This window comes from Ruminococcus turbiniformis (assembly GCF_020687545.1).
GTDB lineage: Bacteria > Bacillota > Clostridia > Lachnospirales > Lachnospiraceae > Mediterraneibacter > Mediterraneibacter turbiniformis.
The window spans coordinates 61,824-88,248 of the sequence record NZ_JAJEQX010000005.1 but is presented as its reverse complement, the minus strand read 5'-3'; the positions used below and the strand labels follow the sequence as shown (position 1 = coordinate 88,248).

24 protein-coding genes are annotated in these 26,425 nt (G+C 52.1%); 3 read left to right on the top strand and 21 right to left on the bottom strand.

The window, feature by feature from the left end; all coding sequences use genetic code 11:
• Nucleotides 1-126: 126 nt before the first annotated feature.
• The 11 genes from carB to LKD70_RS04285 form a co-directional block, all read right to left on the bottom strand.
• Complete coding sequence (carB, locus tag LKD70_RS04335; protein ID WP_227706812.1) at nt 127-3,327, bottom strand: carbamoyl-phosphate synthase large subunit; 3,201 nt, start codon at nt 3,325-3,327, stop codon at nt 127-129.
• Nucleotides 3,327-4,397, bottom strand: coding sequence for a carbamoyl phosphate synthase small subunit (locus tag LKD70_RS04330; protein WP_227706811.1), 1,071 nt, complete (start codon nt 4,395-4,397; stop codon nt 3,327-3,329). The genes carB and LKD70_RS04330 overlap by 1 nt, the downstream gene beginning before the upstream one ends.
• A 273-nt stretch (nt 4,398-4,670) precedes the next feature.
• Nucleotides 4,671-5,918 carry a transglutaminase domain-containing protein gene (locus tag LKD70_RS04325; RefSeq protein WP_227706810.1) on the bottom strand — a complete coding sequence of 416 codons (1,248 nt, stop codon included), beginning with the start codon at nt 5,916-5,918 and terminating at the stop codon, nt 4,671-4,673.
• A 49-nt stretch (nt 5,919-5,967) separates the two neighbouring features.
• Nucleotides 5,968-7,233: a peptidoglycan-binding protein gene (locus tag LKD70_RS04320; protein WP_227706809.1), complete on the bottom strand. Its 1,266-nt coding sequence runs from the start codon at nt 7,231-7,233 to the stop codon at nt 5,968-5,970.
• 53 nt (nt 7,234-7,286) lie between these two features.
• Nucleotides 7,287-8,318, bottom strand: coding sequence for an RIP metalloprotease RseP (rseP, locus tag LKD70_RS04315; protein ID WP_227706808.1), 1,032 nt, complete (start codon nt 8,316-8,318; stop codon nt 7,287-7,289).
• A 3-nt stretch (nt 8,319-8,321) separates the two neighbouring features.
• Complete coding sequence (gene dxr / locus LKD70_RS04310) at nt 8,322-9,464, bottom strand: 1-deoxy-D-xylulose-5-phosphate reductoisomerase (RefSeq protein ID WP_227706807.1); 1,143 nt, start codon at nt 9,462-9,464, stop codon at nt 8,322-8,324.
• A 44-nt stretch (nt 9,465-9,508) separates the two neighbouring features.
• A complete protein-coding gene (locus tag LKD70_RS04305; RefSeq protein ID WP_227706806.1) occupies nt 9,509-10,321 on the bottom strand; it encodes a phosphatidate cytidylyltransferase in 813 nt (270 codons plus the stop codon).
• A 3-nt stretch (nt 10,322-10,324) separates the two neighbouring features.
• The gene (locus LKD70_RS04300; protein ID WP_227706805.1) at nt 10,325-11,059 is read right to left on the bottom strand and encodes an isoprenyl transferase; all 735 of its coding nucleotides are present in this window, start codon (nt 11,057-11,059) and stop codon (nt 10,325-10,327) included.
• Nucleotides 11,060-11,174: 115 nt separating this feature from the next.
• A complete protein-coding gene (gene frr, locus LKD70_RS04295) occupies nt 11,175-11,726 on the bottom strand; it encodes a ribosome recycling factor (RefSeq protein ID WP_227706804.1) in 552 nt (183 codons plus the stop codon).
• Nucleotides 11,727-11,739: 13 nt separating this feature from the next.
• Nucleotides 11,740-12,435 carry a UMP kinase gene (gene pyrH, locus LKD70_RS04290; protein WP_227706803.1) on the bottom strand — a complete coding sequence of 232 codons (696 nt, stop codon included), beginning with the start codon at nt 12,433-12,435 and terminating at the stop codon, nt 11,740-11,742.
• A gap of 24 nt (nt 12,436-12,459) precedes the next feature.
• On the bottom strand, nt 12,460-14,028 hold the full coding sequence (locus LKD70_RS04285) for a ClC family H(+)/Cl(-) exchange transporter (RefSeq protein ID WP_227706802.1): 1,569 nt from the start codon (nt 14,026-14,028) through the stop codon (nt 12,460-12,462).
• Nucleotides 14,029-14,227: 199 nt separating this feature from the next.
• On the opposite strand from LKD70_RS04285, the gene aroF reads away from it, so the two are divergent.
• Entirely contained in the window at nt 14,228-15,241 is a 1,014-nt protein-coding gene (gene aroF / locus LKD70_RS04280) for a 3-deoxy-7-phosphoheptulonate synthase (RefSeq protein WP_227706801.1), read from the top strand.
• A gap of 14 nt (nt 15,242-15,255) precedes the next feature.
• Entirely contained in the window at nt 15,256-16,311 is a 1,056-nt protein-coding gene (aroB, locus tag LKD70_RS04275; RefSeq protein WP_227706800.1) for a 3-dehydroquinate synthase, read from the top strand.
• A 25-nt stretch (nt 16,312-16,336) separates the two neighbouring features.
• Here aroB and LKD70_RS04270 read toward each other — a convergent pair whose 3' ends face one another.
• The 10 genes from LKD70_RS04270 to acgA form a co-directional block, all read right to left on the bottom strand.
• Complete coding sequence (locus LKD70_RS04270; protein WP_227706799.1) at nt 16,337-18,703, bottom strand: xanthine dehydrogenase family protein molybdopterin-binding subunit; 2,367 nt, start codon at nt 18,701-18,703, stop codon at nt 16,337-16,339.
• The gene (locus LKD70_RS04265; protein ID WP_227706798.1) at nt 18,700-19,179 is read right to left on the bottom strand and encodes a (2Fe-2S)-binding protein; all 480 of its coding nucleotides are present in this window, start codon (nt 19,177-19,179) and stop codon (nt 18,700-18,702) included. Before LKD70_RS04265 ends, LKD70_RS04270 begins: the two co-directional genes overlap by 4 nt.
• 16 nt (nt 19,180-19,195) lie before the next feature.
• Nucleotides 19,196-20,020 carry an FAD binding domain-containing protein gene (locus LKD70_RS04260; protein WP_227706797.1) on the bottom strand — a complete coding sequence of 275 codons (825 nt, stop codon included), beginning with the start codon at nt 20,018-20,020 and terminating at the stop codon, nt 19,196-19,198.
• A 196-nt stretch (nt 20,021-20,216) separates the two neighbouring features.
• Nucleotides 20,217-20,543 carry a branched-chain amino acid transporter permease gene (locus LKD70_RS04255; RefSeq protein WP_227706796.1) on the bottom strand — a complete coding sequence of 109 codons (327 nt, stop codon included), beginning with the start codon at nt 20,541-20,543 and terminating at the stop codon, nt 20,217-20,219.
• Nucleotides 20,540-21,235 (bottom strand): AzlC family ABC transporter permease, encoded by a 696-nt coding sequence (locus LKD70_RS04250; protein ID WP_227706870.1) that lies wholly within the window; start codon nt 21,233-21,235, stop codon nt 20,540-20,542. Before LKD70_RS04250 ends, LKD70_RS04255 begins: the two co-directional genes overlap by 4 nt.
• 189 nt (nt 21,236-21,424) lie before the next feature.
• Nucleotides 21,425-22,405 carry an SIR2 family NAD-dependent protein deacylase gene (locus LKD70_RS04245; RefSeq protein ID WP_227706795.1) on the bottom strand — a complete coding sequence of 327 codons (981 nt, stop codon included), beginning with the start codon at nt 22,403-22,405 and terminating at the stop codon, nt 21,425-21,427.
• A gap of 5 nt (nt 22,406-22,410) precedes the next feature.
• Nucleotides 22,411-23,022, bottom strand: a complete 612-nt coding sequence (locus LKD70_RS04240) for a 4Fe-4S binding protein (protein WP_227706794.1) — start codon at nt 23,020-23,022, stop codon at nt 22,411-22,413.
• Nucleotides 23,023-23,097: 75 nt separating this feature from the next.
• Nucleotides 23,098-23,709, bottom strand: a complete 612-nt coding sequence (locus LKD70_RS04235; RefSeq protein ID WP_227706793.1) for a nitroreductase family protein — start codon at nt 23,707-23,709, stop codon at nt 23,098-23,100.
• Nucleotides 23,710-23,761: 52 nt separating this feature from the next.
• Complete coding sequence (locus LKD70_RS04230; protein WP_227706792.1) at nt 23,762-24,583, bottom strand: SPASM domain-containing protein; 822 nt, start codon at nt 24,581-24,583, stop codon at nt 23,762-23,764.
• Between the two features lie 163 nt (nt 24,584-24,746).
• Nucleotides 24,747-24,941 (bottom strand): ACGX-repeat peptide, encoded by a 195-nt coding sequence (gene acgA, locus LKD70_RS04225; RefSeq protein WP_227706791.1) that lies wholly within the window; start codon nt 24,939-24,941, stop codon nt 24,747-24,749.
• Between the two features lie 247 nt (nt 24,942-25,188).
• Here acgA and LKD70_RS04220 point away from each other — a divergent pair, with 247 nt between their 5' ends.
• Nucleotides 25,189-26,388 carry an ATP-binding protein gene (locus LKD70_RS04220; protein WP_227706790.1) on the top strand — a complete coding sequence of 400 codons (1,200 nt, stop codon included), beginning with the start codon at nt 25,189-25,191 and terminating at the stop codon, nt 26,386-26,388.
• Nucleotides 26,389-26,425: the final 37 nt, after the last annotated feature.

The window sequence follows — 26,425 nt, the reverse complement described above, 5'->3', positions numbered from 1 at the left end:
GCTCGTGCAAGCACGGCCGCCCTCCGGGCGTATCGCACAAAAACCGCAGGAAATCCACGCATACATACGCACATTTCCTGCGGTCTTTTATAACTTTTTTCACGTTCAGACAGCTGAACTGTTGCTCTATATTCTCGCGATATCGATCAGCGTCAGCTTCCTGATATCTGTATTCTCAAGGCTGGTGATAAGTGCTTCGGCCGTATCAATGGCAGTGAGCACGTTCACGCCTGTCTCAATTGCATTTCTCCGGATGACGAAACCGTCCTTTGAATGTTCCGCACCCTGAGCCGGGATGTCGATGACAAGGTCGATCTTGTGTCCCAGAATCAGGTCAAGAAGGTTCGGTGACTCCTGCTCGATCTTTCTCACCGGCGTCGCTTTCACTCCCGCCGCGTTAAGAGCTCTCGCCGTTCCGCTTGTGGCAAAGATATGGTAGCCGATAGCCTCGAACCTGCGGCCGATCTCCACCGCTTCCGGCTGATCCTCGTCGCGCACGGTCATAATCATGTTTTTGAACTTCGGCAGTTTGATTCCCGCGCCGATGAATGCCTTGTAAAGCGCCTCATCGAACGTCTTCGCAATACCGAGGCACTCGCCTGTGGACTTCATCTCAGGCCCCAGGCTGATATCAGCGCCGCGGATCTTCTCAAAGGAGAATACCGGCATCTTGACTGCCACATAGTCAGCCTCCGGCTGAAGTCCCGGCGTATATCCGAGCTCTCTGATCTTCTTCCCGATGATCACCTGCGTCGCAAGCGGCACGATCGGGATGCCCGTCACCTTGCTGATATACGGCACAGTACGGCTGGAACGCGGGTTCACCTCGATGACATACACGTCCTCGTCTCCGCAGACAATAAACTGAATATTGATCATACCGATGACGTGAAGCGATTTTGCAAGTCTTCTCGTGTACTCCGCGATCTTCGCCTTCGCTCCGTCCGTCAGGCTCTGGGCCGGGTAGACGGAGATACTGTCTCCGGAGTGGATTCCGGCGCGCTCGATGTGCTCCATAATTCCCGGAATCAGAATATCCGTTCCGTCGCACACCGCATCCACCTCGATCTCCTTGCCCTGGAGATATTTATCCACAAGGATCGGGTGATCCTGTGCGATCCGGTTGATGATGCCGATGAACTGGTCGATGTCGTTGTCGTTGATGGCGATCTGCATTCCCTGTCCGCCGAGCACGTAGGACGGGCGCACGAGCACCGGATAGCCAAGGCGGTTTGCCACTTCTTTGGCCTCCTCCGCCGTAAATACAGTTCCGCCTGTGGGGCGCGGGATCTCACACTCTTCCAGAATCTCGTCGAAGAGTTCTCTGTCTTCTGCCTTGTCCACGTTCTCCGCGGATGTACCGAGGATCGGCACGCCCATCTTCATAAGCGCTTCGGTCAGCTTGATGGCCGTCTGTCCTCCGAACTGAACGACTGCTCCGTCCGGCTTCTCAATGTCTACGATACTCTCCACATCCTCCGGAGTGAGAGGCTCAAAGTACAGCTTGTCCGCGATATCGAAGTCAGTACTTACCGTCTCCGGGTTATTGTTCACGATGATCGTCTCGTACCCTTCTTTTGCAAATGCCCATGTACAGTGCACAGAGCAGAAATCGAACTCGATTCCCTGTCCGATACGGATCGGGCCGGAACCCAGGACAAGGACCTTCTTCCTGTCCTTCGTCTCTTCCACCTCGTTCTCACTGCCGTAAACGGAGTAGTAGTACGGGGTCTCCGCCGCGAACTCTGCGGCACAGGTATCAACGATCTTGTACGCTGCCACAATGCCGTTTTCATGGCGCATGTCGTGAATCTCTCGCTCGCTCTTTCCTGTCAGGCGTGCGATCACGTTGTCCGGGAACTCGATCCGTTTCGCCTCTTTTAAAAGCTCCGGCGTAAGTTCCTCGTTTTTAAGCGCATTTTCCATCTCCACGATGATAGCGAATTTATCAATAAACCAGCGGTCAATCTTTGTAATATTGTAGATTGTATCATAGTCAACGCCCCGGCGGATAGCCTCCGCGATCCTCCAGATGCGCATGTCGTCCACGATCTCAAGCTGCTCCATCAGGTCATCCATGGAGAGCCCTGTAAAATCATAGGACATCAGGCTGTCCACATGCTGCTCCAGAGAGCGGATCGCTTTCATGAGTGCTCCCTCGAAATTGTTGCAGATACTCATGACCTCTCCTGTGGCCTTCATCTGTGTTGTCAGCGTTCTCTTGGCGCTGATGAATTTATCAAAGGGCAGACGGGGAAGCTTTACAACCACATAGTCCAGCATGGGCTCAAAGCTTGCATACGTCTTCTGTGTGATAGCGTTTTTAATCTCATCGAGCGTGTATCCGAGCGCGATCTTCGCCGCCACTTTGGCGATCGGATAACCTGTCGCCTTGGACGCGAGCGCGGAGGAACGGCTCACACGGGGATTTACCTCGATGACACAGTATTCAAAGGAATCCGGGTTCAGCGCATACTGCACGTTGCACCCGCCTGTGATGTTAAGCTCACTGATAATGTTGAGCGCAGATGTACGCAGCATCTGATACTCCTTGTCGCCCAGCGTCTGGGACGGAGCCACAACGATACTGTCTCCGGTGTGCACGCCTACCGGGTCGATATTTTCCATGTTGCAGACCGTGATGCAGTTTCCCTTGCTGTCGCGCATCACCTCATACTCGATCTCCTTCCAGCCCGCGATGCAGCGCTCTACAAGCACCTGTCCCACGCGGGAGAGACGGAGTCCGTTCTCCAGGATCTCCACAAGCTGGTGGGAGTCATGGGCGATGCCGCCGCCGCTTCCGCCGAGCGTATAAGCCGGGCGGAGCACAACCGGATAACCGATCTTATTTGCAAAGGCAAGGCCGTCATCCACGTTTTCCACGACAAGGGAGGCTGCCACCGGCTCCCCGATCTTCTCCATCGTCGCCTTGAACTCCAGCCGGTCCTCCGCCTTTTTGATCGTCTCTGACGTCGTACCGATCAGGCGCACGCCGTTCTCCTTTAAGAAACCGGCCTCCTCAAGCTCCATGGCAAGGTTGAGTCCCGCCTGTCCTCCAAGCGTGGGGAGAACGCTGTCCGGTTTCTCCTTTTTGATAAGCTGCTCCACCACTTCCACAGTGAGGGGCTCAATATATACGCGGTCAGCGATATCTTTGTCCGTCATGATCGTCGCAGGATTGGAGTTTAAGAGAACAACCTCAATTCCTTCTTCCTTCAGGGAGCGGCATGCCTGTGTTCCCGCATAGTCAAATTCCGCGGCCTGGCCGATGACAATCGGGCCGGACCCGATAACAAGTACCTTTTTGATGCTTAAATCTCTGGGCATTATTTCGCTCCTTTCATCATGTCAATAAATCTGTCAAAGAGATAGCCGGAATCCTGCGGTCCCGGGCACGCTTCCGGATGGAACTGAACCGTGAAAATGTTCTTTCCAACATAGGCGAGTCCCTCGTTTGTCCCGTCGTTTACATTCTTAAACGCCGGCACCGCCACTTTCGGATCAACCGACTCCTCATCCACCACATAGCCGTGGTTCTGAGAGGAGATATACACTCTTCCGGTTTCCAGATCCTTTACCGGGTGGTTTCCGCCGCGGTGTCCGTATTTCAGCTTGTGGGTGGACGCCCCTGTGGCAAGCGCCATAAGCTGATGTCCGAGACAGATTGCAAAAATCGGAATATCCGTTTCATAGAGTTTTCTGATTTCTTCGATCACAGATGTGCAGTCCGCCGGGTCTCCGGGGCCGTTGGAGAGCATGATGCCGTCGGGCTTCGATGCAATGATCTCCTCTGCGGATGTGTAGGCCGGATAAACGGTCACTTCACAGCCGCGGCTGTTTAAAGACTTCGCAATATTATTCTTGGCTCCCAGGTCGAGAAGCGCCACCTTCAGGCCGTCTCCCTCAAGCACGTATTTCTCCGGGCACGTCACCTTTGTGACCACGTCCCCGACTGTATAACTCTTAAGCTTCGGAAGGATCTCGTCAAGATCATAATCCTCGTTCGTGGTAATCATGCCGTTCATGGTACCCTTCTCTCTTAATATCTTCGTGAGAGCGCGGGTATCAATTCCTGCGATCCCGGGAATGTCCTGTTCTTTTAAGAAGTCCTGAATCGTTCCCTCACAGCGGAAATTGCTCGGCATCCTTGAGAGTTCCCTCACAATATATCCGTCCGGCCACGCCTTCTTTGATTCCATATCCGGGGTAATTCCGTAATTCCCGATCAGGGGATATGTCATGACAACCGCCTGTCCCGCGTAGGACGGGTCTGTTAAGACCTCCAGATAGCCGGTCATTGAAGTGTTAAATACGATCTCGCTGATACAGTCGCGCGAAGAACCGATGCTTGTCCCTGTAAAAACAGTACCGTCTTCCAAGATTAGAAAAGCCTTCATCTGTTCACCCTTTCCCTTCATAATTCCGTGGTATCATCCTTTGATCACACACCGCGCAGTGCTGGCCCGCACATACATCCGCGGCTCTGCCTATGCCATTGCATAGCAAAGGCACTCTTGGAGTCTTTTGATCCAGAGCGCCCTCGTTCTCAAATTGTAAAAATTATACTACAAGTTTTTGCATATTTCAACAGTGAGTTTCCCTGCAAATACGCATTAAAACTTATTAATATTCATAACATCTGCTGATAAGCAGGCGCAAAACTTCGCCGTTCACTGCCCGTAATCCCAGAAAATCATAATTTTAAAATGCGTTTCATCCTCCACATAGGAGTATGTCACCCGCTCCAGCCCGTACGCGTACGCCAGATTCTGTGCCGCCTCCGGGAGGAGCTCTCCGATCACGCCCTCATATGCCTGTTCATAGACAGATGCATCAGAAAATTTACACACAAACATGGACTCCTGCGCGTATACACTGTCATTCATGGCGCTCAGAAGCATCTGCGGATCATAAGACTCATAGAACATCCCGTTCATCCGGTAGTAGTTCAGATCCTCCGAGACACAAGCCGGATACGCAATTTCCGTGCTCTGCTCGTGATCCGCCGCAATCTCCGCATCCGTACAGCAGAGATAGTCATAGTTGATCACATTCTGCGGCAGTGCTTCCCCGTTCTCCGCCGCCAGGAACACCGGGTCGCCGAAGGTCACATCCATCTGATAATATGCCCCGCCGCAGTTTACAATATTCCACGCGTGAGCATCCTGCCCCTGTGCCGTCCCGATCACATAGATACACTCGATCCCCTGGTTTTTCAGAAGATACTGGGCTGCCCTGGAGTAGCCCGCACACACGGATCTCTGCCCCACGAGCGCACTGTATATATTCTGATTGTCCGGCGCGCTTTCATCGTAATCCACCGTATTGACAAGATATTCAAAAACATAGCGGATCCGGTCATAATCTGAAGCTCCGTCCGAAATTCCCGAAAGGCAGGCTGAGACAGCGCTGTCAATCTCACTCTGCCGTACTGCCTTCTCCTCCGCCGTACATGTGTACTCCGGATAGAATTCCGTATAATCGTCATAAACCGTCATCTGGGAGCTGCCGCTGCACCAGAAGAGCTCCGGGCGGTCGTAAATCAGATACTCATACACCCGCGCCGGAGAATCCTCTCTCCCCGCATGGAGCAGGATCCGCTCTTCCATCGCGGTTACGCCCTGCAGAAGTTCCCGGTATACTGTCTGCTCCTCCGCGCTTAACTGCTGAAAATAGAAGTCGCCTGCGACCTCCTCTTCCGTCACGGTCAGCTCCGGAAAATCCGCCTGCTGTTCAAGCGCGCTGCTCACCGTGCTTCTCACCGCGGTACTGATCACTTCCTTTAAGCTGCCGCCGTATTCGGATACCGCCCAGGGCACCGCGTAAGCGCCGAAAGCTCCGATCAGTGCCAGGGCAATCAGTGCCCCGGCGCATCCTGTCCTGCGTCTTCTTCCTCTCCTTCGTTTTCTCCGCGCCATTGATTCTCCTCTCTGCACACCGCCGTGTCGGGCTGTTCCTGCTGCCGTGTCACGTCAGCTCCGCGATCCTCGATACGCCCACATAGATCTCCGATATTTTATACCAGGTCGGATAATCCACAATTCCCGTCGCCGGAAGTCCGAACACTGACTGAAATTCCCGCACCGCCTCTTCCGTCGCAGGGCCGTAAATGCCGTCTGCCGTAAGCTTCGGAAGCGCGGGGTATGCATCGGCGATCACATTGAGCTGTTCCTGCATCTGCCGGACCTTGCTGCCGCTTGATCCCGCTTCAAGATTGTAGCCCGGCCAGGAGGACGGTATGCCCGAGATCTCCTCTGCCGTGTTGATGTACATATCATCACCGTAGAAATACCGCAGGATCTCGATGGGCGACATTCCCTGATCGCCCAGCTCCTTTGACCCCCACTGAGTCATCCAGTTCGGGCAGCTCACCCTTCTCCCATCGCAGTACTGCGTCAGGATCGGCTGGCGCACGTTCGGCCGGGAGAGATAACTGGCGAAAAGCTCATCCACGATCACGGAGATCGTGTCATAGACGTTCCGCTCCGGAATCCATTTGTGGTCAAACGCGGTGGATGAAGTAATCGTGAAGTCATATCCACGGTTCCTGTACCACTCCGTATACACCCGGTTCAGCGTAAACGACATGATCGCCAGCACATTCGCCCGGATCGTGTTCGACGGCCAAGTGGCGTAGATCTCGCTGGACGCCACATTTTTGATATAATCCTTGTATTTCACATAATAGTTGTTCGCCGTCGAATCCCGGGGCGACCCGTTGTGAACGACGATATACTCCGGGACTACAACGCGGCTTAAAACAATCTCCCCGCTCTCATTCACGGGCTTGATCTCATCCTCCGCAATCTTCGGCGGATAATCCCCATATAAAGTATGGGCAGGGATGACGAACACTTCTTCCTCCTCCCTGCCCGTATTGCTCGGCCGCATCCTGACGTTCTGGATCGCCTTCACATTCGCCAGGATCTCCGCGCCGGCTATACTTACCGGCTCATATCCCGGAGCGCTGATATCCAGCGTATACTCCGAATACGGCTGCCGCTCATTCTCCGGATTCAGGCTCCACTCCTCGGGAGGCGCATCCAGCTCAAGTATCTCTGTCTGTCCCGACGAGTCTGTCGCCACTCTCTCCAGCGTCTGCTCCGGAACTCCTGTGTACGAAATCGAGATCTGAGCATCTGAAACAGGTCTCGAATCCTCCGCATTCGTCACATTGATCTGAAGCTTGCCTTTTTCAGCAGCTTCCTCCTGCATTGCCCGTATATACCTCATATCTGTCTCCTGCATAGAATAATCTTATTAATTATATATACAGGAATTTCTCTTTAGAACAGCTTCATAATATCATTATACATGACAACTACCATAAGAACCATCAGGACGGCAAACCCGGCAAAGTGTACCATTCCTTCCTTTTCCGGAGGAATCCGCTTTCTTCTGACCGCTTCGACGATCAGAAATACAAGCCTTCCGCCGTCAAGCGCCGGTATGGGAAGCAGGTTTACGACGCCCAGGTTCGCCGAGATCAGCGTACCGAAATTCATAAGGCTTAAAACAACTGCCATCGTTCCTGCCGGCGCAGCGGTCCGGTACACATCGTCCACAACATCCACGATTCCCACCGGCCCGGACATATCACGGATTCCGACCTGCCCGGTTATGAGCATCCGGAGGCTGTCAAGCGTGTACTGCATCCAGTACTGCAGCCTGTAGAAACCATACTGCAGAGTACCGAGTACACCTGGCTTTTCAAGATTCGAAGACAGGATTCCCAACTGCGGGGATGTATCCCCTTCAAGCTGTCTGGGCTTCAAAACGGCCGTATACTCTTCTCCTTCCCGCTCATAAACCACCTCATATTCAGTCTCATCTGGATGGCTTAAAATATACAGACTGATCTGATCCCAGATATGGACATTTCTCCCGTTAATTTCTACAATTTTATCTCCTGCCTGAAGCCCTTGTTCCTCAGCGGAATACCCTTCCTGCACACCGGCAATCTCTGTTGGCCTGTATCCCGTCATCCCGATTAAAACGACACAGAAAATCCACGCCAGAATCAGATTGAACAGCGGTCCCGCCGCAATAACGGAGATCCTGGCCCAGACAGATTTGCTGTTGAAACTCCCCTCTGACGTGTCGTTTTCATCGTCCTCCCCCATCATGCAGGCTCCGCCGAAGGGAAGAAGCTTGATGCAGAAAAACGTCCCGCCGATCTGTTTTCCGATCAGCGTGGGGCCAAGTCCGAGGGAGAACTCATCCACACGGATTCCATTGGCCTTCGCAAGAAGGAAATGTCCCAGCTCGTGAAAGATAATAATAAAACTGAAAAGTAGGATTGCTATGATTATGCCCATGTATTACCACCTGTTTTTAATAAATTCATATGTCTCCCGCTCTGTCTTTAGTATCTCATCCACTGTTGGATTTTCTATGTTTCTGTGTGCTTCCATGCAGCTCTCTATGATTTCCGGTATCTGAAGGAATCCGATCTTCCGGTCAAGGAACATGGCAACTGCTCTCTCGTTTGCTGCATTGAACACAGTCGGAAGCGATCCTCCTTCACGTCCCGCCTTTAATGCCAGCTTCAGTCCCCGGAACGTCTCCATATCCGGCTTCTCAAATGTAATCTGCCCGAGATCCGCGAAATTAAGCCTCTCCCCGGGAAGATATCTGCGCTCGGGATAATAGATCGCGTACTGGATCGGCAGCTTCATATCCGGTGTGCCGAGCTGGGCGATGACCGCGCCGTCTTTGTACTCCACCATGGAGTGAATGATACTCTGAGGCTGCACGACCACCTGAATCTGATCCACGTTCACTCCGAAAAGCCATTTGGCCTCGATCACCTCAAGCCCTTTGTTTATCATGGTCGAGGAATCGATCGTGATCTTCCGGCCCATTGCCCAGTTCGGATGCCTGAGTGCGTCCTCCACTCTGATCTCTGTAAGTTCCTCCCGCTTCTTTCCCCGGAACGGTCCGCCGGATGCGGTGAGAAGAATTTTGTGGAGTGCCTTTTCCTGGCCTCCCTGCAGCGACTGGAAGATCGCGCTGTGTTCGCTGTCTACCGGAAGAATCGACACATGGTTTTTCTCTGCGAAAGGCATAATGATATGCCCCGCAGTCACAAGCGTCTCTTTATTCGCAAGCGCGATGTCCTTCCCGTTTCGGATTGCCTCGATCGTCGGCAGAATACCGATCATTCCCACAATCGCCGTGACAAGAATCTGTGCTTCCGGCTCCGCAGCCACTGCGAGAAGTCCGTCCATGCCGGACATCACCTTCACGTCCAGGTCGCTGATCCGGGTTTTCAGCTCTTTGGCGCGGTCTTCGCTCCACACGGCGGCGATCTTCGGCTTGAACTCTCGGATCTGCCGTTCCAGCAAAGCAATGTTTGATCCCGCTGCCAGCGCCGTCACCCGGATATCGCCGTTTGTCCTCACAATCTCCAGCGTCTGTGTGCCGATGGACCCGGTGGATCCGAGTATTGCAATCTTCTTCATATGTTCACTCCTTTTGCTCCGCTAAGTTTACAGAATCACTGATTTTATAGAAGAACGGCAAGATAATATATGATGGGTGCAGTGAAAATGACACTGTCAAACCGGTCCAGTATGCCGCCGTGTCCCGGAATCAGCTTTCCGTAGTCTTTGATGTTGTGGTATCTCTTGATCGCAGATGCGGCCAGGTCGCCGATCTGAGAGATCGCGCCCCCTGCCGCGCCGATCACCGCATAGGAAAACACGCTCGTACCCGCGTCTCCCCAGTGGTTGATTGCCAGTGCATAGATCACGCCGATGAGCGCTGCTCCGACGATGCCGCCAATCCCGCCCTCCACGGATTTCTTCGGGCTTAAGACAGGCGCCATCTTATGTTTTCCGATAAGCATCCCCACACAGTATGCGCACGTATCGCATCCCCATGCGCAGATAAACACGAGCCATACCGTGAACATACCGTCCGGAAGACATCTTGTCTGGTAGATATAAGACAGCATCACCGCCACGTAAAACACACCGAAAAATGCGGCAAATATCTGCTGCGTATTATATTTCGGATATCCGAATACAAGCGCTGCCATCAGACAGATCAGGAGTCCCATAAACAGAAGCATAAACCAGACATGCTGCTCCCCTTCCATCTGCGGCTCGAAATAGACAAGCCCATAATAAAGCACCGCGAAAATATAACCGATGATTCCCGGCGGTTTCTTCTCGATCCCGAACACTTTATAGAGCTCTGTCATTCCGATAATGCTGATCAGAAGCAGAACCGCGAACAGGAGCTCCCGTCCGGTAATAACTGTCACCAGCGCAATGATCACTAACAGTATTCCACTCAACAAGCGTGTCTTAAACATTTTTTACGCCTCCTCTACCCCGCCGAATCTCCTGTGCCTGTGATTATACTCTTCAATCGCCTTCTCAAGATCCTCTTTTGTAAAGTCCGGCCAGGGAATATCTGTAAAATAAAACTCCGAGTAGGCAAGCTGCCAGAGAAGATAGTTGGACAGTCTCTGCTCGCCGCTTGTGCGGATCATCAGATCCGGATCCGGAATCCCGTGGGTATCCAGATACGACTCGAAGACAGATTCGTCGATATCCGCCGCGTTCAGCTTTCCGTCCGCGCAGTCCTGCGCCATCTTTCTGGCTGCCCGGGTCATCTCGTCACGGCTCCCGTAATTGAGAGCGATGGTAAAATTCAGCCCTCCGTTGTTCACAGTGGCAGTCTCCAGCTCCCGGATTCGTTTCTTAATGTCATCGTCCAGCGGCGTGATATCCCCGATCACACGGATCTTCATGTCATTTTTTGCCGCCGTCTTAAGACAGGTCTTCATATAATTCCGCAGCAGCGTCATCAGCGCCGCCACCTCCCCCTCGGGTCTGCTCCAGTTCTCCGTGGAAAAGGCGTAGACCGTCAGATATTTGATTCCCATCCTCCACGCTTCCTCACAGATCCGCTCCACATTTTTGCTTCCCTGGGCATGCCCGTAGTTTCTCGGCATTCCTTTCGCCTTCGCCCACCGGCCGTTTCCGTCCAGTATGATTGCGATATGCTGAGGTACTTTCATTTTCTTCTTCCTTTCCGATTTTTTCAAGGTTTGCCGGTCTGGTTCCGATACAGCCCCATGACCGGCATAAAAGGGGGCTTCTGTGAAAAAGCCCCCTTTTCTCCCGCGCTTTCCGGAAATGCCTTCCGCATCTCCTCCGCCGCTATACAGTCATAATCTCTTTGGATTTTGCTTCCACCATTTTGTCGATCTTGTCAATATACTTGTCCGTAATCTTCTGAAGATCGTCTTCCAGATCCTTGATTCCATCCTCGGAGATCTCCGTTCCCTTCAGCTTCTTGAAAGCCACGTTTCCGTCTCTTCTGATGTTGCGGACAGCCACCTTCGCAGCCTCACCCTTCTTCTTTACATCCTTTGCCAGTTCTTTTCTTCTCTCTCCTGTAAGCTCAGGAAATACAAGACGGATCGACGTGCCGTCGTTCGTCGGGTTGATTCCGATATCGGATGTGAGAATCGCTTTTTCAATCGCCTTTAACATACTCTTTTCCCAGGGCTGGATCTGGATCATCCGAGCTTCCGGAACAGATACGTTTGCCACCTGCTGAATCGGGGTGGGCGCTCCGTAGTAGTCGACGAACAGCTTGTCCAGCACATGCGGATTTGCGCGACCTGCGCGGATCGTCGCGAGTTCGCTGTCAAGGTTGTTGATTGTTTTTGTCATTTTCGCGTCATACGCTGCCACTTTTTCATTCATAGTGAAAGTCCTCCTACACTGTTACTTTTGTTCCTGTAAAATTGCCGCTCATCGTTTCCACGATGCTGTTTTCCTCATTCAGCCCGAATACGAGCATCGGCATCTTATTTTCCAGGCAGAGAATGGATGCGGTCAGATCCACTGCTGCCAGCTTTTTGTCGATCACTTCCTGAATGGAGATCTCGTCATATTTCACCGCCTGCGGATTTACCTTCGGGTCACTGTCATAGATACCGTCGATCGCTTTCGCCAGGAGCATGGCGTCTGCTTCAATCTCAATTGCTCTTAACACCGCACCTGTATCTGTTGAGAAATAGGGATGCCCCGTACCGCCCGCAAAGAAAATCACCTTTCCTGCATTCAGCGCTTCCAGCGCCGCGTCCTTTGAGAAAAGGCTCGTGAACGCCCCGCACACAAAGGGAGTAAATACTTCTGTCTTCATCCCCACATGCCGGAAAATATCTGACACGTAAATACAGTTCATCACTGTCGCAAGCATGCCGATCTGATCTGCCTTTGTCCGGTCGATCGTCTCACTCGTCCGGCCTCTCCAGAAGTTTCCTCCTCCGGTCACAATTGCAACCTGTATTCCGTCGTCGGTAAGCTTTTTTACCTGCTCAGCCACACCGATACATGTAGCCTCGTCAAAGCCGGTCTTTTTTTCTCCTGCAAGAGCTTCTCCGCTCAGCTTAAGTAGTACTCTTTTCATTATAAAACAGCTCCTTGTGTTTTTCTAAAATGAAGTATAACATAAGTTTTCCATTTTGTCATGTATATATCCGGCATCGCGCTCATCTGTCATAACCGTAAGCCGGTCTCCGGCTTTAAGCCGCGTTTTTCCGCGGGGTATCATCTCTTTTCCATCACGCTCGAGAGAGACGAGAAGACAGTTGTTCGGCCAGTTGATCTCCATCACGGTACGGTCCTCCAGTACAGAACCTCCCATAATAACAAACTCGCTTAACACCTTCTGTCCCCCTGCCCTGACTTCGCTTTTCTTCTTCCCGCCGCTGTCCAGTATACGCCCCAGAAGGCTCTCATAGATCGGCTCGGATTTGAGAAGCGTCGCCGTGATGTACGCCGTCACGGAGACGACCGCCAGGGAAAGCATCTGGCTGACGGAGCCCGACATCTCAAACAGCAGAATGATTCCCGTAATCGGCGCCCGGACAATGGCGGTAAAGTACCCTGCCATGGACAGCAGGACAAAGTTGTTGATGTACACCGGATCAAGGCCGAACAGCTCGACTCCGGTCATGGCAAAAGCCGCGCCGATAAACGCTCCCAGAATGAGCAGAGGGAAGAAGATTCCTCCCGGTGCCCCGGAGCCGAAGCTCACCGCAGAAAAGAGAAACTTCACCGCAAAAATCAGAATTACCGTTCCAAGGACAAACTCTCCCCCCGTCAGATCTGTGATCAGATCTCCGCCGCTTCCAAGCACACACGGAAACAGAACCGCCATCACCCCGGCCGCCATAAACGCAATGACAATCCGTCCGGTCACACCGAGAAATTCCGGCTTTTTGTACAGATCCTGTGCCAGAAGCATTACTTTATTATAAAGCGCGCCCATGACTCCGAGTACTGCTCCGAGAATCACCAGAATCCAGTAATAATCCTGCGGAAGCACGTGTTCCAGCTCAAACTGAAACACCGGGTCAATCCCCATGATATGCGACGCGATATAGTCCGCTGTCACAGACGCGGTCATCACGGACATGAGAAGGCTCACCGAAAATCCTTTGTGGATCTCTTCCAGCGAAAACATCATGCCCGCCAGGGGCGCATGAAACGCCGCCGCAAGTCCTGCGCTGGCCCCGCACGTCATAAGGTATCTCTCCTCTGTCTTTCCCCGGTCAAGAATCCTTGAGACGCCCTGACCGCTCATAGCCCCCAGCTGGATGGACGGGCCCTCCCGTCCGAGGGAGAGTCCTCCCAGAAGGCAGAGAAAGCCGCCCAGAAACTTGGCCGGAAGAACTCTCTTCCAGTTTTCTTTGAGTTTTCCGAGCACTTCTCCCTCTACCTGGGGAATTCCGCTCCCCGATATCATGGGCTCCCACTTTACGAGACGCCCCACAATCAGCGCCATGACAAGAAGAATCACAAACCACACGGCAGTCTTAAACAGATCTCCTTTTATGGCCGTCACAATTCTGTTCAGCCACTCCGCCGCAAAAGTAAGTGCGATCCGGTAGAACATGACCACAAGTCCTGCCGCCGCCCCGACGAGCAGGCCCTCGCCGATCAGAATAACAGGAAATCGCTGCGCCCTCTGAATTGTATGTGATACATCCTTTTTCATCTCTCAACCCCCGAAAACTGTTGACATTCTTCAGCGAATGTTTTATGATACTACTGAATTTCCCACTTTAAACAACTAAAATTTTACAGTGTGAAGTTACTGTTGATAGCGAATTATCAATATATTATCAGTTATTCTTCCTCTTCGCATACAAGGAGGAACCTATTTAACAATACATGCATTACCGGAGGAATTCAACATGATTATTGTATTAAAGCCAAACACAAGCGAAGAAAATATCAGCCGTGTGGAAAATCTTGTAAAAAACCGCGGACTTGACACTCATATTGTACGCGGTACGGAAATGACCATCATCGGCTGCATCGGCGACACGACACTGATTGACCCGAGGCTTTTTGAAGTGGACAGCTGCGTCGACAAAGTCATGCATGTCCAGGAACCGTATAAACTTGCCAACCGCGCATTCCATCCCGAGGACTCGGTCATCGACGTATCCGGCGTGAAAGTCGGCGGCGGGCACCTGGCTCTGATCGCCGGCCCGTGCTCGGTGGAGTCATATGATCAGGTACTGGAAGTGGCAGAAGCCGCGAAAGCTTCCGGCGCCAATGTGCTCCGCGGCGGCGCGTTCAAGCCGCGGACAAGCCCCTACTCTTTCCAGGGGCTCGGGCTTGAAGGCCTGAAAATTCTCTGTGAAGTCAAAGAAACGGTAGGGCTTCCCATCGTTACGGAGCTTATGTCTCCCCAGTATCTCGACCTCTTCAACGAAAAGGTCGACTTAATTCAGATCGGCGCCAGGAACATGCAGAACTTTGACCTGTTAAAACAGCTCGGACAGGTGGACCGCCCTATTCTCTTAAAAAGAGGATTAAACGCGACCTACGAAGAATGGATTATGTCCGCAGAGTACATCATGGCTTCCGGAAACGAGAACGTCATTCTCTGCGAACGCGGAATCCGCACCTTCGAGACATTTACAAGGAACACCCTGGATCTTCAGAGCATTCCTGTCCTTCGCAAGAAAACACACCTTCCTGTTGTTGTTGACCCGAGCCACGCAGGCGGAAAATGGTGGCTTGTCGAGCCGATGGCTAAGGCAGCTGTTGCCGCAGGCGCGGACGGACTGATGATAGAGGTTCACAACAATCCGGAGTGCGCGCTCTGCGACGGAGCACAGTCCTTAAAACCCGAGAAGTACGACTCTCTTCTCGCACAGGTAAAACAGATCGCACAGGTTGTCGGAAAGATCGTATAAGGGAGGTCGCACAGATGAAACTGACGGTCAGCCTCGGGGACAATTCCTATCCGATCTATATTGAAAACGGGATTCTCTCCGAATGCGGAAAATATATCTCTCAGGTGTTTAAGGGGACGAAGATTATGATCATCTCAGATGACAATGTCTTCCCCCTCTACGGGCAGAAAGTCATGGATACTCTTGCAGACTACGAGTGTGCAAGCCTTGTTCTGCCCCACGGGGAAACGACGAAAAGCTTCTCCTCTCTTCCCGGGATTTACAGCGCCCTTCTGGACGCGAAGCTTACAAGAAGCGATCTGATCATCGCCCTGGGCGGCGGCGTCATCGGCGACCTGGCCGGATTTGCCGCATCCACCTATCTCCGCGGCATCCGCCTTGTGCAGATTCCGACGACGATCCTCGCACAGGTAGATTCCTCCGTGGGAGGCAAAGTGGCGGTAGACCTTCCCCGGGGAAAAAATCTCGTGGGCGCCTTCTACCACCCGAAGCTTGTGCTCATCGACCCGGATGTGCTCGACACACTGCCGCAGCACTTTATCAGCGACGGCATGGGCGAGGTGATCAAGTACGGATGTATCTGGGACAGAGCGCTTTTTGACCGGCTCTGCTCCCGCTCTTCCTTTGAGGAATTAAAGCCGGATCTTACCGAAGTGATCACCCGGTGCGTGGATATCAAGCGGATCGTCGTGGAAAAAGACCAGTTCGACTTGGGCGAGAGAATCCTCTTAAACTTCGGCCACACGCTGGCCCACACCATCGAGCAGCACTTCCACTACGAGAGGGAGAGCCACGGCGAGGCGGTCGGCATCGGCATGTACCAGATCACAAAGATCGCGGAAGAAAAGGGCCTGACCGCTCCCGGATGTGCGGAACAGATCCGGAAGGCGCTTGAGATCTACGGTCTCCCCTCCGAATGCGGTCTGCCCATGACCGATCTGACAGGGGCCATGTCACTGGATAAGAAAAATTTAAACGGGCATCTCAATGTGGTGCTCTTAAAGGAGATCGGCGACAGTTATGTCTATCCGACAGATCTCTCCTTTTTCGACAGCAAAGGGACGGTTTAACCCGTCCCTTTTGTCATGATGCTTTTTACTGCTGTTCAGCCTTCTTCATTTCCATATATACTTTTTCCGCTGTCATCGGCAGGTCTCTTAAAATCACTCCCGTCGCGTTCTGAATCGCATTTGCGATAGCCGGAGACGGCGTGTTGATCACGATCTCACCGATGGACTTCGCACCGAACGGCCCTGTGGGCTCGTAGCTGCTCTCAAATTCCACCCGGATCGTCCCCACATCAAGGCGGGTCGGGATCTTATACTGCATGAACGAATTGCTGTAGTTCTTCCCTTTCTCACTGTAGACAACATCCTCGAAAAGGGACATTCCGATTCCCTGGGCGATGCCTCCCTCTGTCTGAATCCGCGCAAGCGCCGGGTTCACCACAGTTCCGCAGTCTACCACAGCGGCGTAGTCCACCATCTCCACTTCTCCGGTCTCTTTGTCGATCTCCACCTCCGCGATGGCAGCCATGAACGGCGGCGGCGACGTCGGGGAGGAAAATGCCCCGCTGGCCGAGAGCGGCTCATTGCTGCTGCACATTACACGGTTTCCTATCTCTTTTCTGCTGATGGATTCGCCGTTCGCAAGGCTGAGCACCTTCTCGCCGTCAAACTCCACATCCTCCGGGGAACATCCCAGATACTCCGCTCCCCTCTCACAGATCTTTTTCCGCAGACTCTCGCACGTCTTCACGACAGCCCTCCCTGTCACATAGGTGGTGCTGGACGCGTAGGACCCCGTGTCATAAGGAGAGTTGTCCGTATCCACTCCGTGTACGACGATGTCGCTCATCTCGCAGTCCAGGCACTCTGCGGCCATCTGCGTCAGAATCGTATCACACCCGGTTCCCATGTCAGTGGCGCCGACCATCAGACTGTAGAATCCGTCATCGTTGACCTTGATTGCCACGGAGCCGGTATCCACGCCCGCGATTCCCGAGCCCTGCATGGCCATGGCAACGCCCACGCCGCGCACTTTTCCATTTCCCATATCCCGGCAGGGGTACTTTTCTTCCCAGCCGATCATCTCTTTGGCCCGGGCAAGACACCGGTCAAGGGCGCAGCTGTTGGCCCGCTCGCCGTAGTACGCCGGCATGATCTGGCCTTCCCGCACCATGTTCATCTCTCTTAAAACAGTCGGGTCCATGCCAAGCTCCTGCGCCAGTTCATTTACTGCGGACTCCACGGCGAAAATCCCCTGGGTCGCGCCGTAACCGCGGTACGCTCCCGCGGACATTACGTTTGTGTACACAACATCGTAAGTAAACCGAAACGCCTCCGCCTGTCCGTAGAGCGGAATGGACTTGTGGCCGGAAAGACCCACGGTTGTCGGGCCGTGCTCTCCGTATGCCCCGGTGTTCGACAGAGTGTAGAGATCGATTCCACGGATATGCCCTTCTTTGTCTGCGCCGACTCTCACATGCATCTCCATCTCATGTCTCGGGGAAGAAGCAATCAGGGATTCCTCCCTTGTATAGATAATTTTCGCCGGCTTACCCGTCATCCACGTCACAAACGCGGGGTAGACTTCACACACTGCCGTCTGCTTTGCGCCGAATCCGCCGCCGATTCTCGGCTTGATCACGCGGACCTTCGACTTCGGAATATCGAGGGCGTTTGCCAGGATACGCCGCACATGGAAGGGCACCTGGGTAGAAGAGACTACATTGAGCCTTCCGTAAGTATCTGCATATGTGTACGCACGGAACGTCTCCATCATGGCCTGCTGATTCGCCTGAGTGTGGTAGACGCGGTCGATCACATAATCGCACGACGCGAGGACCGCCTCGATATCTCCGCTTCCGCTCTCCTGATGGGCGCACAGGTTTCTCTTATTGTCCGCACCCACAGGGGCCAGGCTTCTCCAGTTGTCCTCCGGATGGACAAGAACCGGGTTGTCAAGCGCCTTGCGGAAGTCAAGCACCGGTTCAAGCACCTCGTATTTCACCTTGATCAGCTTCAGCGCCTTTTTCACTGCCTCCTCAGAAGTCCCCGCCACGATCGCGACGGCGTCTCCGACGAAACGCACCCTCTGATCCAGAATCAGCCGGTCGTAGGGGCTCGGCTCCGGATAGGTCTGCCCTGCCAGTGTAAAACGCTTGTCCGGGCAGTCTTTATAGGTAAAAACACACTCGATTCCGGGCACTGCCTTCGCCTTTTCCGTGTCGATACCGCGGATCAGCGCATGGGCGTGAGGGCTTCGCAGCACCTTCACGATCAGGCAGTCTGACGGAGCCAGGTCGTTTGTGTACACTGCCTTTCCTGCCACAAGAGATCCGGAATCCACCTTCGGCACCGAGTGATTCACGACGCGGAGCTTCGTCAGGTCGCACCTGCCGCTTTCTGTGTTTGTTCCCGTTTTCCGGGTATTCACTGCTGTCTGTTCCTTTTCGCTCATGCCGGCACCTCCATGCACTGTTCTGTCTGTTTTGCTTCCATATATTTCTGAATCGCCCGAAGCTGCGACATATATCCCGTGCAGCGGCAGAGGTTGCCTGCCAGGTACTCTTTGATCTCATCCAGATCCGGGTTCTCAAGCTCCCTCATCATGGCGAGCACGTTCATGATAAATCCGGGGGAACAGAATCCGCACTGCTCCGCCCCTTCCGCAGCAAGGAACCGTCCGAGCTCTGCCGCTTCCTCTTCCACGCCTTCCAGCGTCGTAACCTCGTGGCCGTCCACTCTTGCCGCAAGAACAGAGCAGGACAGACTGGATTTCCCGTCGATCCACACGGTACACAGACCGCAGTTGGTTGTCTCGCATCCGCATTTCACACTCTTGCATCCGAGACCGCGCACCACATCGAGAAGCACGGCATCAGGCTGCACGTCCGCCGTGACTTTTTTCCCGTTTAAAACAAACTGTATCTCCATCTGTCTTCCCCTCCGATCAGTCCGAAACCTTTTGCGTTCCGCTTTTTTCTTCCAGAATCGAGCGGATCTCTCTTTTCAGCAGCACTTCTGCCAGATGCTGTCTGTATTCTGCGCTTCCGCGCATATTTGTTCCATATGTAAACTCCGACGCCGCCTTACCGGCATACTCTGTGATCTGCTCCTCTGAAGCGTCCAGCGGGATCTCCCACTGCTTCTCGAGCAGAGCCGCCTTCATGGGCCTTGCGCCGACAGAAAAATACCATGTCTCCTTGCCGTTCACGATACCGGTCACGACCGCGCAGGCGATCACGGGGAAATCCGTCTTTGTCCGGCGGACGGAATCATAGCGGAACATTCTTTTGCTCTTCCTTACAATCACCGAGAGAAGAAGGTCTTTGTCCGGTTTCCTCTTTACGAACTCGGAGAGCCGGATTGTGCCTCCATTGTACAGTTCCACAAACGTATCCAGCGAAAGCAGCGCGGTCAGCACATCGGAGAATCCGTATCTCCCGAAAACGCTTCCCCCTACGGTTGCCTGGTTTCTGAACTGCACTCCCACAATATGGCGGACGGATTCTCTGATTCCGTCCCCGTAAAGCTCTCTTAAGCACTCACACTGTTCCAGCTGCCTTAATGTACACATTGCTCCGATCCGGATCACGTTGTCCGTCTCCTCGATCTGATCGAGCCCGAGACCGGACAGATCGATGACCGTCTTCACGCGGGCGTTTCCGAGGCGCATCCACATCATTCCTCCCATAACTCTGCTGCTGCGGGCCTGGTTGAGCTCATACGCCTCCTCCAGTGTCTTTGGTTTCACATAGCTGCCGATTGTAATCACTGCGGCTCTCCTTTCTCTGCTCTCTGCCTGTCTTATCGCACAAAAAAAGTGCAAATGAGAATTCTGTCATTTACACTTTAAGCGTATGTATTCTAGCATATGAGAAATGGAAAGTAAACATAAGAAACACTTGAAACAACCGGTTTACTTCTTATTTATTCTTATTAATACTTATTAGCCGAGGCGTTTTAATACTTCAGAATACAAGCTGAACAAGCAGCATATAGCACACGGTCCCGCCTGCGATGGACAGAAGCATCTGCCCTCTCCAGAGGTGCAGAGCGACGACCACGGCGATTGCGATCATTTCCGGGATGCCTCTGCTCCCTGTAAAGATGCTCACATTTCTCAGGCAGTAGACAATGAGCAGGCCGAACACTGCGAAAGGAAGTACTCTGCCGAGATACTGCATATACTTCGGCGTCTCTTTCCCCGCAGGGAAGAGAAAAAACGGAAGAAAGCGGGTGATCATTGTCCCCAGCACAACCGCTCCTACTGTGATGATCTGCTGCGTAAGTGTCACTGTACCTCTCCTCCCTTCTCAAGCGGCCGCCGCAGCACTGTCAGAACAAGGGCAATGGCAATCATGGCCGGAATGATAAACCCGTCCGCCCCGAAGGCGATCAGACAGATCAGCGAAATGAAAAGTCCCAGAATGCCGCATAACGGACTCTTCTCTTTCTTCCACTGCTCGATAAAAATTACAACAAACATGGCGGTCATGACAAAATCCAGCCCCTCCGTGTTGAAGTGAATAAAGGAGCCGAAAATTCCGCCGAGCGTGGCGCCGGATACCCAGTAAAGATGATTTAAAAGTGTCACAAAGAACATGAACCATCCCCGGTCCACATCCTCGGGAATGTCTGCAGTATAGTTGATGGAAAAGCTCTCGTCGCACATGCCGAAGATCAGATAGATCTTCTTTGGGCCCAGTCCCCTGAACTTGTCCAGCATGGAGATGCCGTAAAAGAGATGCCGGGCATTGATCATCAGGGTCATGGCAAGCGCCTGCAGCGGATTAAACGCCCCAAGGAGCAGATTGACCGCTACAAACTCCATGGATCCCGCGAATATCGTCAGGCTCATCACCATCGGATACCAGAAACTGAAGCCTGATACATTCATATAAATTCCATATGTAAGACCGATAAACCAGAATCCGGCGAAAATCGGTATCGTGTACGGGAACGCTGTGACAAAAGCCTTCTTTAACATTTTTGACTTCGGCTCTGTCGGGCCTGATGCCGGCTGTCCTGTACTGTCTTCCGGCTGCATTGTTTCTGGTGTTGACTGCATGGTTCTTTCCTCCCCTGATACCGGAACAATGTGAAAAGATGCTCCGGTGTCATTCGTAATTGCACCAGTTCTGCCCTGTAGCTGAACCGTTGTCCGTATACAAGATTATCATTGTATTTCCATACATTCAACTGTATTTTTCAGTAACTCTCCAATATCCCCGTCAATACAGACAGCCCGCTCCGCGATCTCCTGCGGCGCTGCCGCGTCCCCATAGTTTACGCACACGTAAACCGCCTCCGGATTCTGATACGTCATCTGCCAGAAAGGATATTTGATAATCACCGGAGTATTGTACCCCACCCCGAGCTCCAGGAAAACGATCTTCCCGCCCTTCCTGCTCTCCATAAACTCTGCATACCGTTCCGACGCCCGATGCCATCCCGCATCCTCCACAAAAGTACTGTCCGCGCGCAGATTTGTCGTCAATGGTTTCCCGCAGTGGGGACAGTGCGGGACAAGTTCTGAAGGCACACACATCCGCGGCTTTCTGCCGGAGGGCAGGGTAAGCGTGCCGTCTTCCCCGATCAGAAATCCCTGAGACTCCACCATTTTCCGGATGATTTTCTCATTGTCATACGTCTCCTGCGTGCACGGTTCGCTGCACTGCAGAAGTCCGTAATCTCCCTGAGTGTAGAAGAGCCGCTCTCTGTCAAATCCCGCTTTCTGAAAACAGTGATCCACATTCGTTGTGAGAACGAAGTAATCCTTATCCTTCACCAGATCATAGAGCCTGTCATACACCGGTTTCGGCGCATTCTGGCAGCGGTTGATCCAGATATACCTGCTCCAGTACGCCCAGAATTCTTCCAGCGTCGCAAAGGGATAGAATCCGCCCGAATACATATCAGAAAATCCGTATTTCTCCGCAAAATCCGAGAAATACCTGTCAAAACGTTCTCCGGTGTACACAAACCCCGCCGACGTGGACAGTCCTGCCCCTGCTCCGATGACAACCGTCTCCGCTTTATCAAGCGCCTTTCTTAGGCGCTCTGCCGGACTTTTGTTCTCCTTTCCTTCTCTGTCCTTCCCTGTATAGCCCCCGTTTTTTCTCATGGAATGTATCCCTGCAAATTTTCCGGCAAACATGATTCCTACCTCCTCTGAACCGCCGACACCGGGCAGTGCTCAAAGCAGCTTCCGCAGTGAAGACAGTGCTCCTGCTGTATCGCAAAAGGCTGTCCCGGCTCGATGCAGCCCTGCGGGCAGTTCTGAACGCATGTGCCGCAGCCGATACAGTCCTCTGTGATCTGATACCCTTTTAATGTAACATTTCCCTCACCGATTGTATAGCTTTCCCGGAAGATGGGCCGGACCCCGAGATTGAAATACTCGATCTGCGCGTCCCGGATCACGAACACGATGCCGATCTTCCTCGTATCTCCCGGATACACATTGGCAAGATAAGGCTGTTCCCTGAAAATGTTATCAATCCATTTCTTCTGTCTCTCTTCCGGCACCGGAGCCGCCTTCCCGGAGAGGCGGATCATTTCCTTATATTTCGTATACCCGAGCACCTGCACCCGCCCGTCTGAGAGCAGTTCTCGGCAGAAGTCCTTCCCTCTGGCGGTAAAAAAATAAATCTCATCCTTCTCATAATGAATGGCGCTGATATTCCGCACCTGGGGAGCTCCCGTCTCATCCACCGTAGCAAAGGAGAGCACTCCCACATACTGAAGTTTTCTCAGACATGTCGCTGCGTCCATTTTCTTTCCTCCTGATTGATCTTCGTATCCGTTCAGACAACTGAACTGCTGCTGATTTTCTCTCATTTTCCGAATTCACACACGAATCACGCGGCCTGCCTTCCTCGGCTTTGCCTCCGGATGCCGGTCTCCTTCTCTCGGATACCCCAGAAGAAGCTGTGCTACCCCGTAATAATCTGTGCGAATCTCCCATTTTTTCAAGATTTCCTGCCCGTACGGATCAGCGAAGGCGGTCCAGCCCTGGCCAATATAGCAGGATCCCACGCCGATGGAGTCCGCCGCAAGCATCATGTTCTCTGCTGCCGCCGCACAGTCCTCGGCAGAAAAGAGAAAGTCCTTCGGCGCAAACAGATAGATTACTGTGGGCGCACTGTAGAAAGCATCCGTAATCTTCGGATCATCGGCGATGCTGGGCTGATCTTTTGAAATATAGTTTCCCGCAGTCGCCATATGCGGATTGGAAATAGCCCGCTTGATCTTTCCCAGACGTACGTTAACTTCCCGATCCTGACAGACGGCGAAGACTGCGCTCTGTCTTCCTCCTGCGCTGGGCGCGTAAACCCCCGCCTGCAGGATTTTGTGAAGGTCCGTCTCATCGATCTGTCTGGAGTCAAACCTCCGGATCGATCTGCGGTGAAGGATTGTATCCAGTACGATATCCGCTTTCTCGTGTTTTGTACTTCCCATCTTACCCTGTCCCCTTTCTTATGCTGTCTCCTTTTCTTACGTTACCCCTTTCTTACGCTGTCTCCTTCCAGCACTGCGGATCCGCCGCGTAGAACTCCCCGTCTTTTCCGCTTGCCACAGCCGGACATCCGCGGCACCACGCAAGCAGTTCGCATTTCGCGCATTTTTCAAATTTCGTATAATCCCGGTACTGCTCCATCTGGCAGATCCATATATCGGCCAGCCTGTCTTTAAACACATTTCCAACCCGGCTGTTCTGTACTCTGCGACAGGCGAAAACCTCTCCTGTGGGAAGGATCGTCATATGGCAGTTCCCGCAGTTGCAGCCGCCGTAGATCACGCCCTCTTCCGCATTCTCCGGAATCTGAAATTCTCCTGTCTCATACTCGTACAGTGTCCAGAGATGGTCTTTCTTATTGAAATAAGTCTCGCATCCCGCCGCCTCATATTCTTTAAACTTCCGGTCACAGTCCGCAAGAAGCTTCCGGTATCGTGCCGGCGTAATCCCCACGTCCTTTTCTTCGCTCGTCGGGCAGTACCGCGCAAAGGCAAACACATCCGCCCTGTGGGCCACAACCGTGTCGATGATGTCCGGGATCTCGTCAATGTTCGTGCCGGACACAGTCGTCATGATCACAGCACGGATTCCCGCATTTTTAATGCATTTTATTTTCTCGACCCCGGTAATATAAAAATACGGCAGGCGGTCATACGTCTGACAGAAGTCAAGGCAGTTGTAAAACGTATCCTTCATCTGCTCCCATGTCATGGAATCCAGCTTTTTGCAGTTGTCTTCCGAAAATATATAACAGTGCTTGCACCTCTGATCACATTCATCTGTAATATGCCATTGAAAAGAAAAATATTGTTTCATCGGTTGATTCCCTCTTTTCTGCTTCATTTCCTGTTTAATACGGATTCTGTCTGATACGGATGTTCCTGTGTCTCACGGTGCTGACAGAGGCAGCCCCGTGAAGTGAATCTGCGGCAGCTTAAGCTCCTGTTTTTCTGAAAGCCCCGCTGCCATGCTCCATCTCTTACTTGTCTGCTGCTCCACATGCAGAACCGCATGCCGCCGGTTTCTCCTCCGGTTTGTCTGCCGCTCCGCAGGCCGTTCCGCACGCTGCCAGCTTCTCCCCCGGCTTGTCTGCCGCTCCACAGGCTGTTCCGCACGCGGAAGCGGAACCTGTCTCCATCTTTTTCCTCCAGCCAAAGAGATTTGAAAGTGCCATAATTTTTACCTCCGTATCTGTAATGTCAAACGTCCTTTTTCGTTTGCAAGTTTATTGTAATACTCATTGTTACATTTTAAAAGTACGCACTTTTTTATAACCAGGTTACCGGAAAGTAACCAGGATTTTTATATATTACAAGAAAAAATTTTCTTTATTCCATAAGTTTTTTTCGTTTTATACGGAAAAACTTTTGATATTTTTGTAGTTTTTGGATATACTAATAACATAAGAGGAGGTGAGCAATGTGATTATTCGTCCACAATATATGAATGCACTAAAAACCTACCGAGACATTCCTCTTGTCAAGATACTGACGGGAATCCGGCGCTGCGGCAAGTCCACAATTTTAGAAATGCTGCGTGACGACCTGCAAAAAAGCGGGATCGCCAGAGATCACATCATCAGTATGCGGTATACGTCAGAAGAATTTGACCGCAATATGTCTGACAGGGATATGTATAACGATATAAAAAATCAGATGAACGCTGACGGCCGTTACTATCTTTTGTTGGATGAAGTCCAGGAGATTGAGGGATGGGAAAAGGCCGTAAACAGCCTGCTGGAGGACTTTAATACCGACATATATGTAACCGGCTCCAATTCAAAACTGATGTCAGGCGAAATTTCCACATATTTAACTGGACGGTACATTTCCATTCCGGTCTATACCCTTTCCTTTGCCGAATATCTGGATTTTAAAAAAGGAGACTCCCGCTCCCAAAAAGAACTGCTGACCGAGTATCTGCGGGTGGGCGGTTTCCCGATTATAGCTCTTGGTCGTTTTGACGAACGCTCGGCCTATCAGATCGTGGAGGGAATTTACAGTTCTGTTATTACAAGCGATATTACAAAACGTCACAACATTACAAACTTTGATTTATTCAACCGGGTTGTCAAATATATTCTTGAAAATGTCGGCAAAACATTTTCCGCCAATGCCATTGCCAAATTCCTGAAAAGTGAAGGACGCTCCCTGTCTGTTGAAACAGTTTACAACTACTTGAACTGGCTGGAAAAAGCCTTTGTTATATACCGCTGCCAGCGATATGATCTGCAGGGAAAATCTGTGCTGAAAACGCAGGAAAAATTTTATCTGGCTGACGCATCCCTGAAATACTGTATGATGGGATTTCATCCAAAGTCTGTCGCCGCCATGCTGGAAAACATTGTGTATTTTGAACTTCGCAGAAGAGGCTATGAAGTCTATATCGGCAAGAATGAAACAAAAGAGATTGATTTTGTCGCGGTGCGGCGCGACGAGCGGATTTATGTTCAGGTATGCCGCAGCCTGCCGGAGGAATCGGATCAGGAGGTCGCTAATCTTCTTGAACTCAAAGACCACTATCCTAAGTATGTGGTAACATTGGATGAACTGGCTGCTGGAAATATCAACGGTGTAAAAATTGTGTATCTGGCAGATTTTCTGCTTGATTTTAGTATATAACATTCTATTTTAAACTATTGGGATTTTATAACGAAAA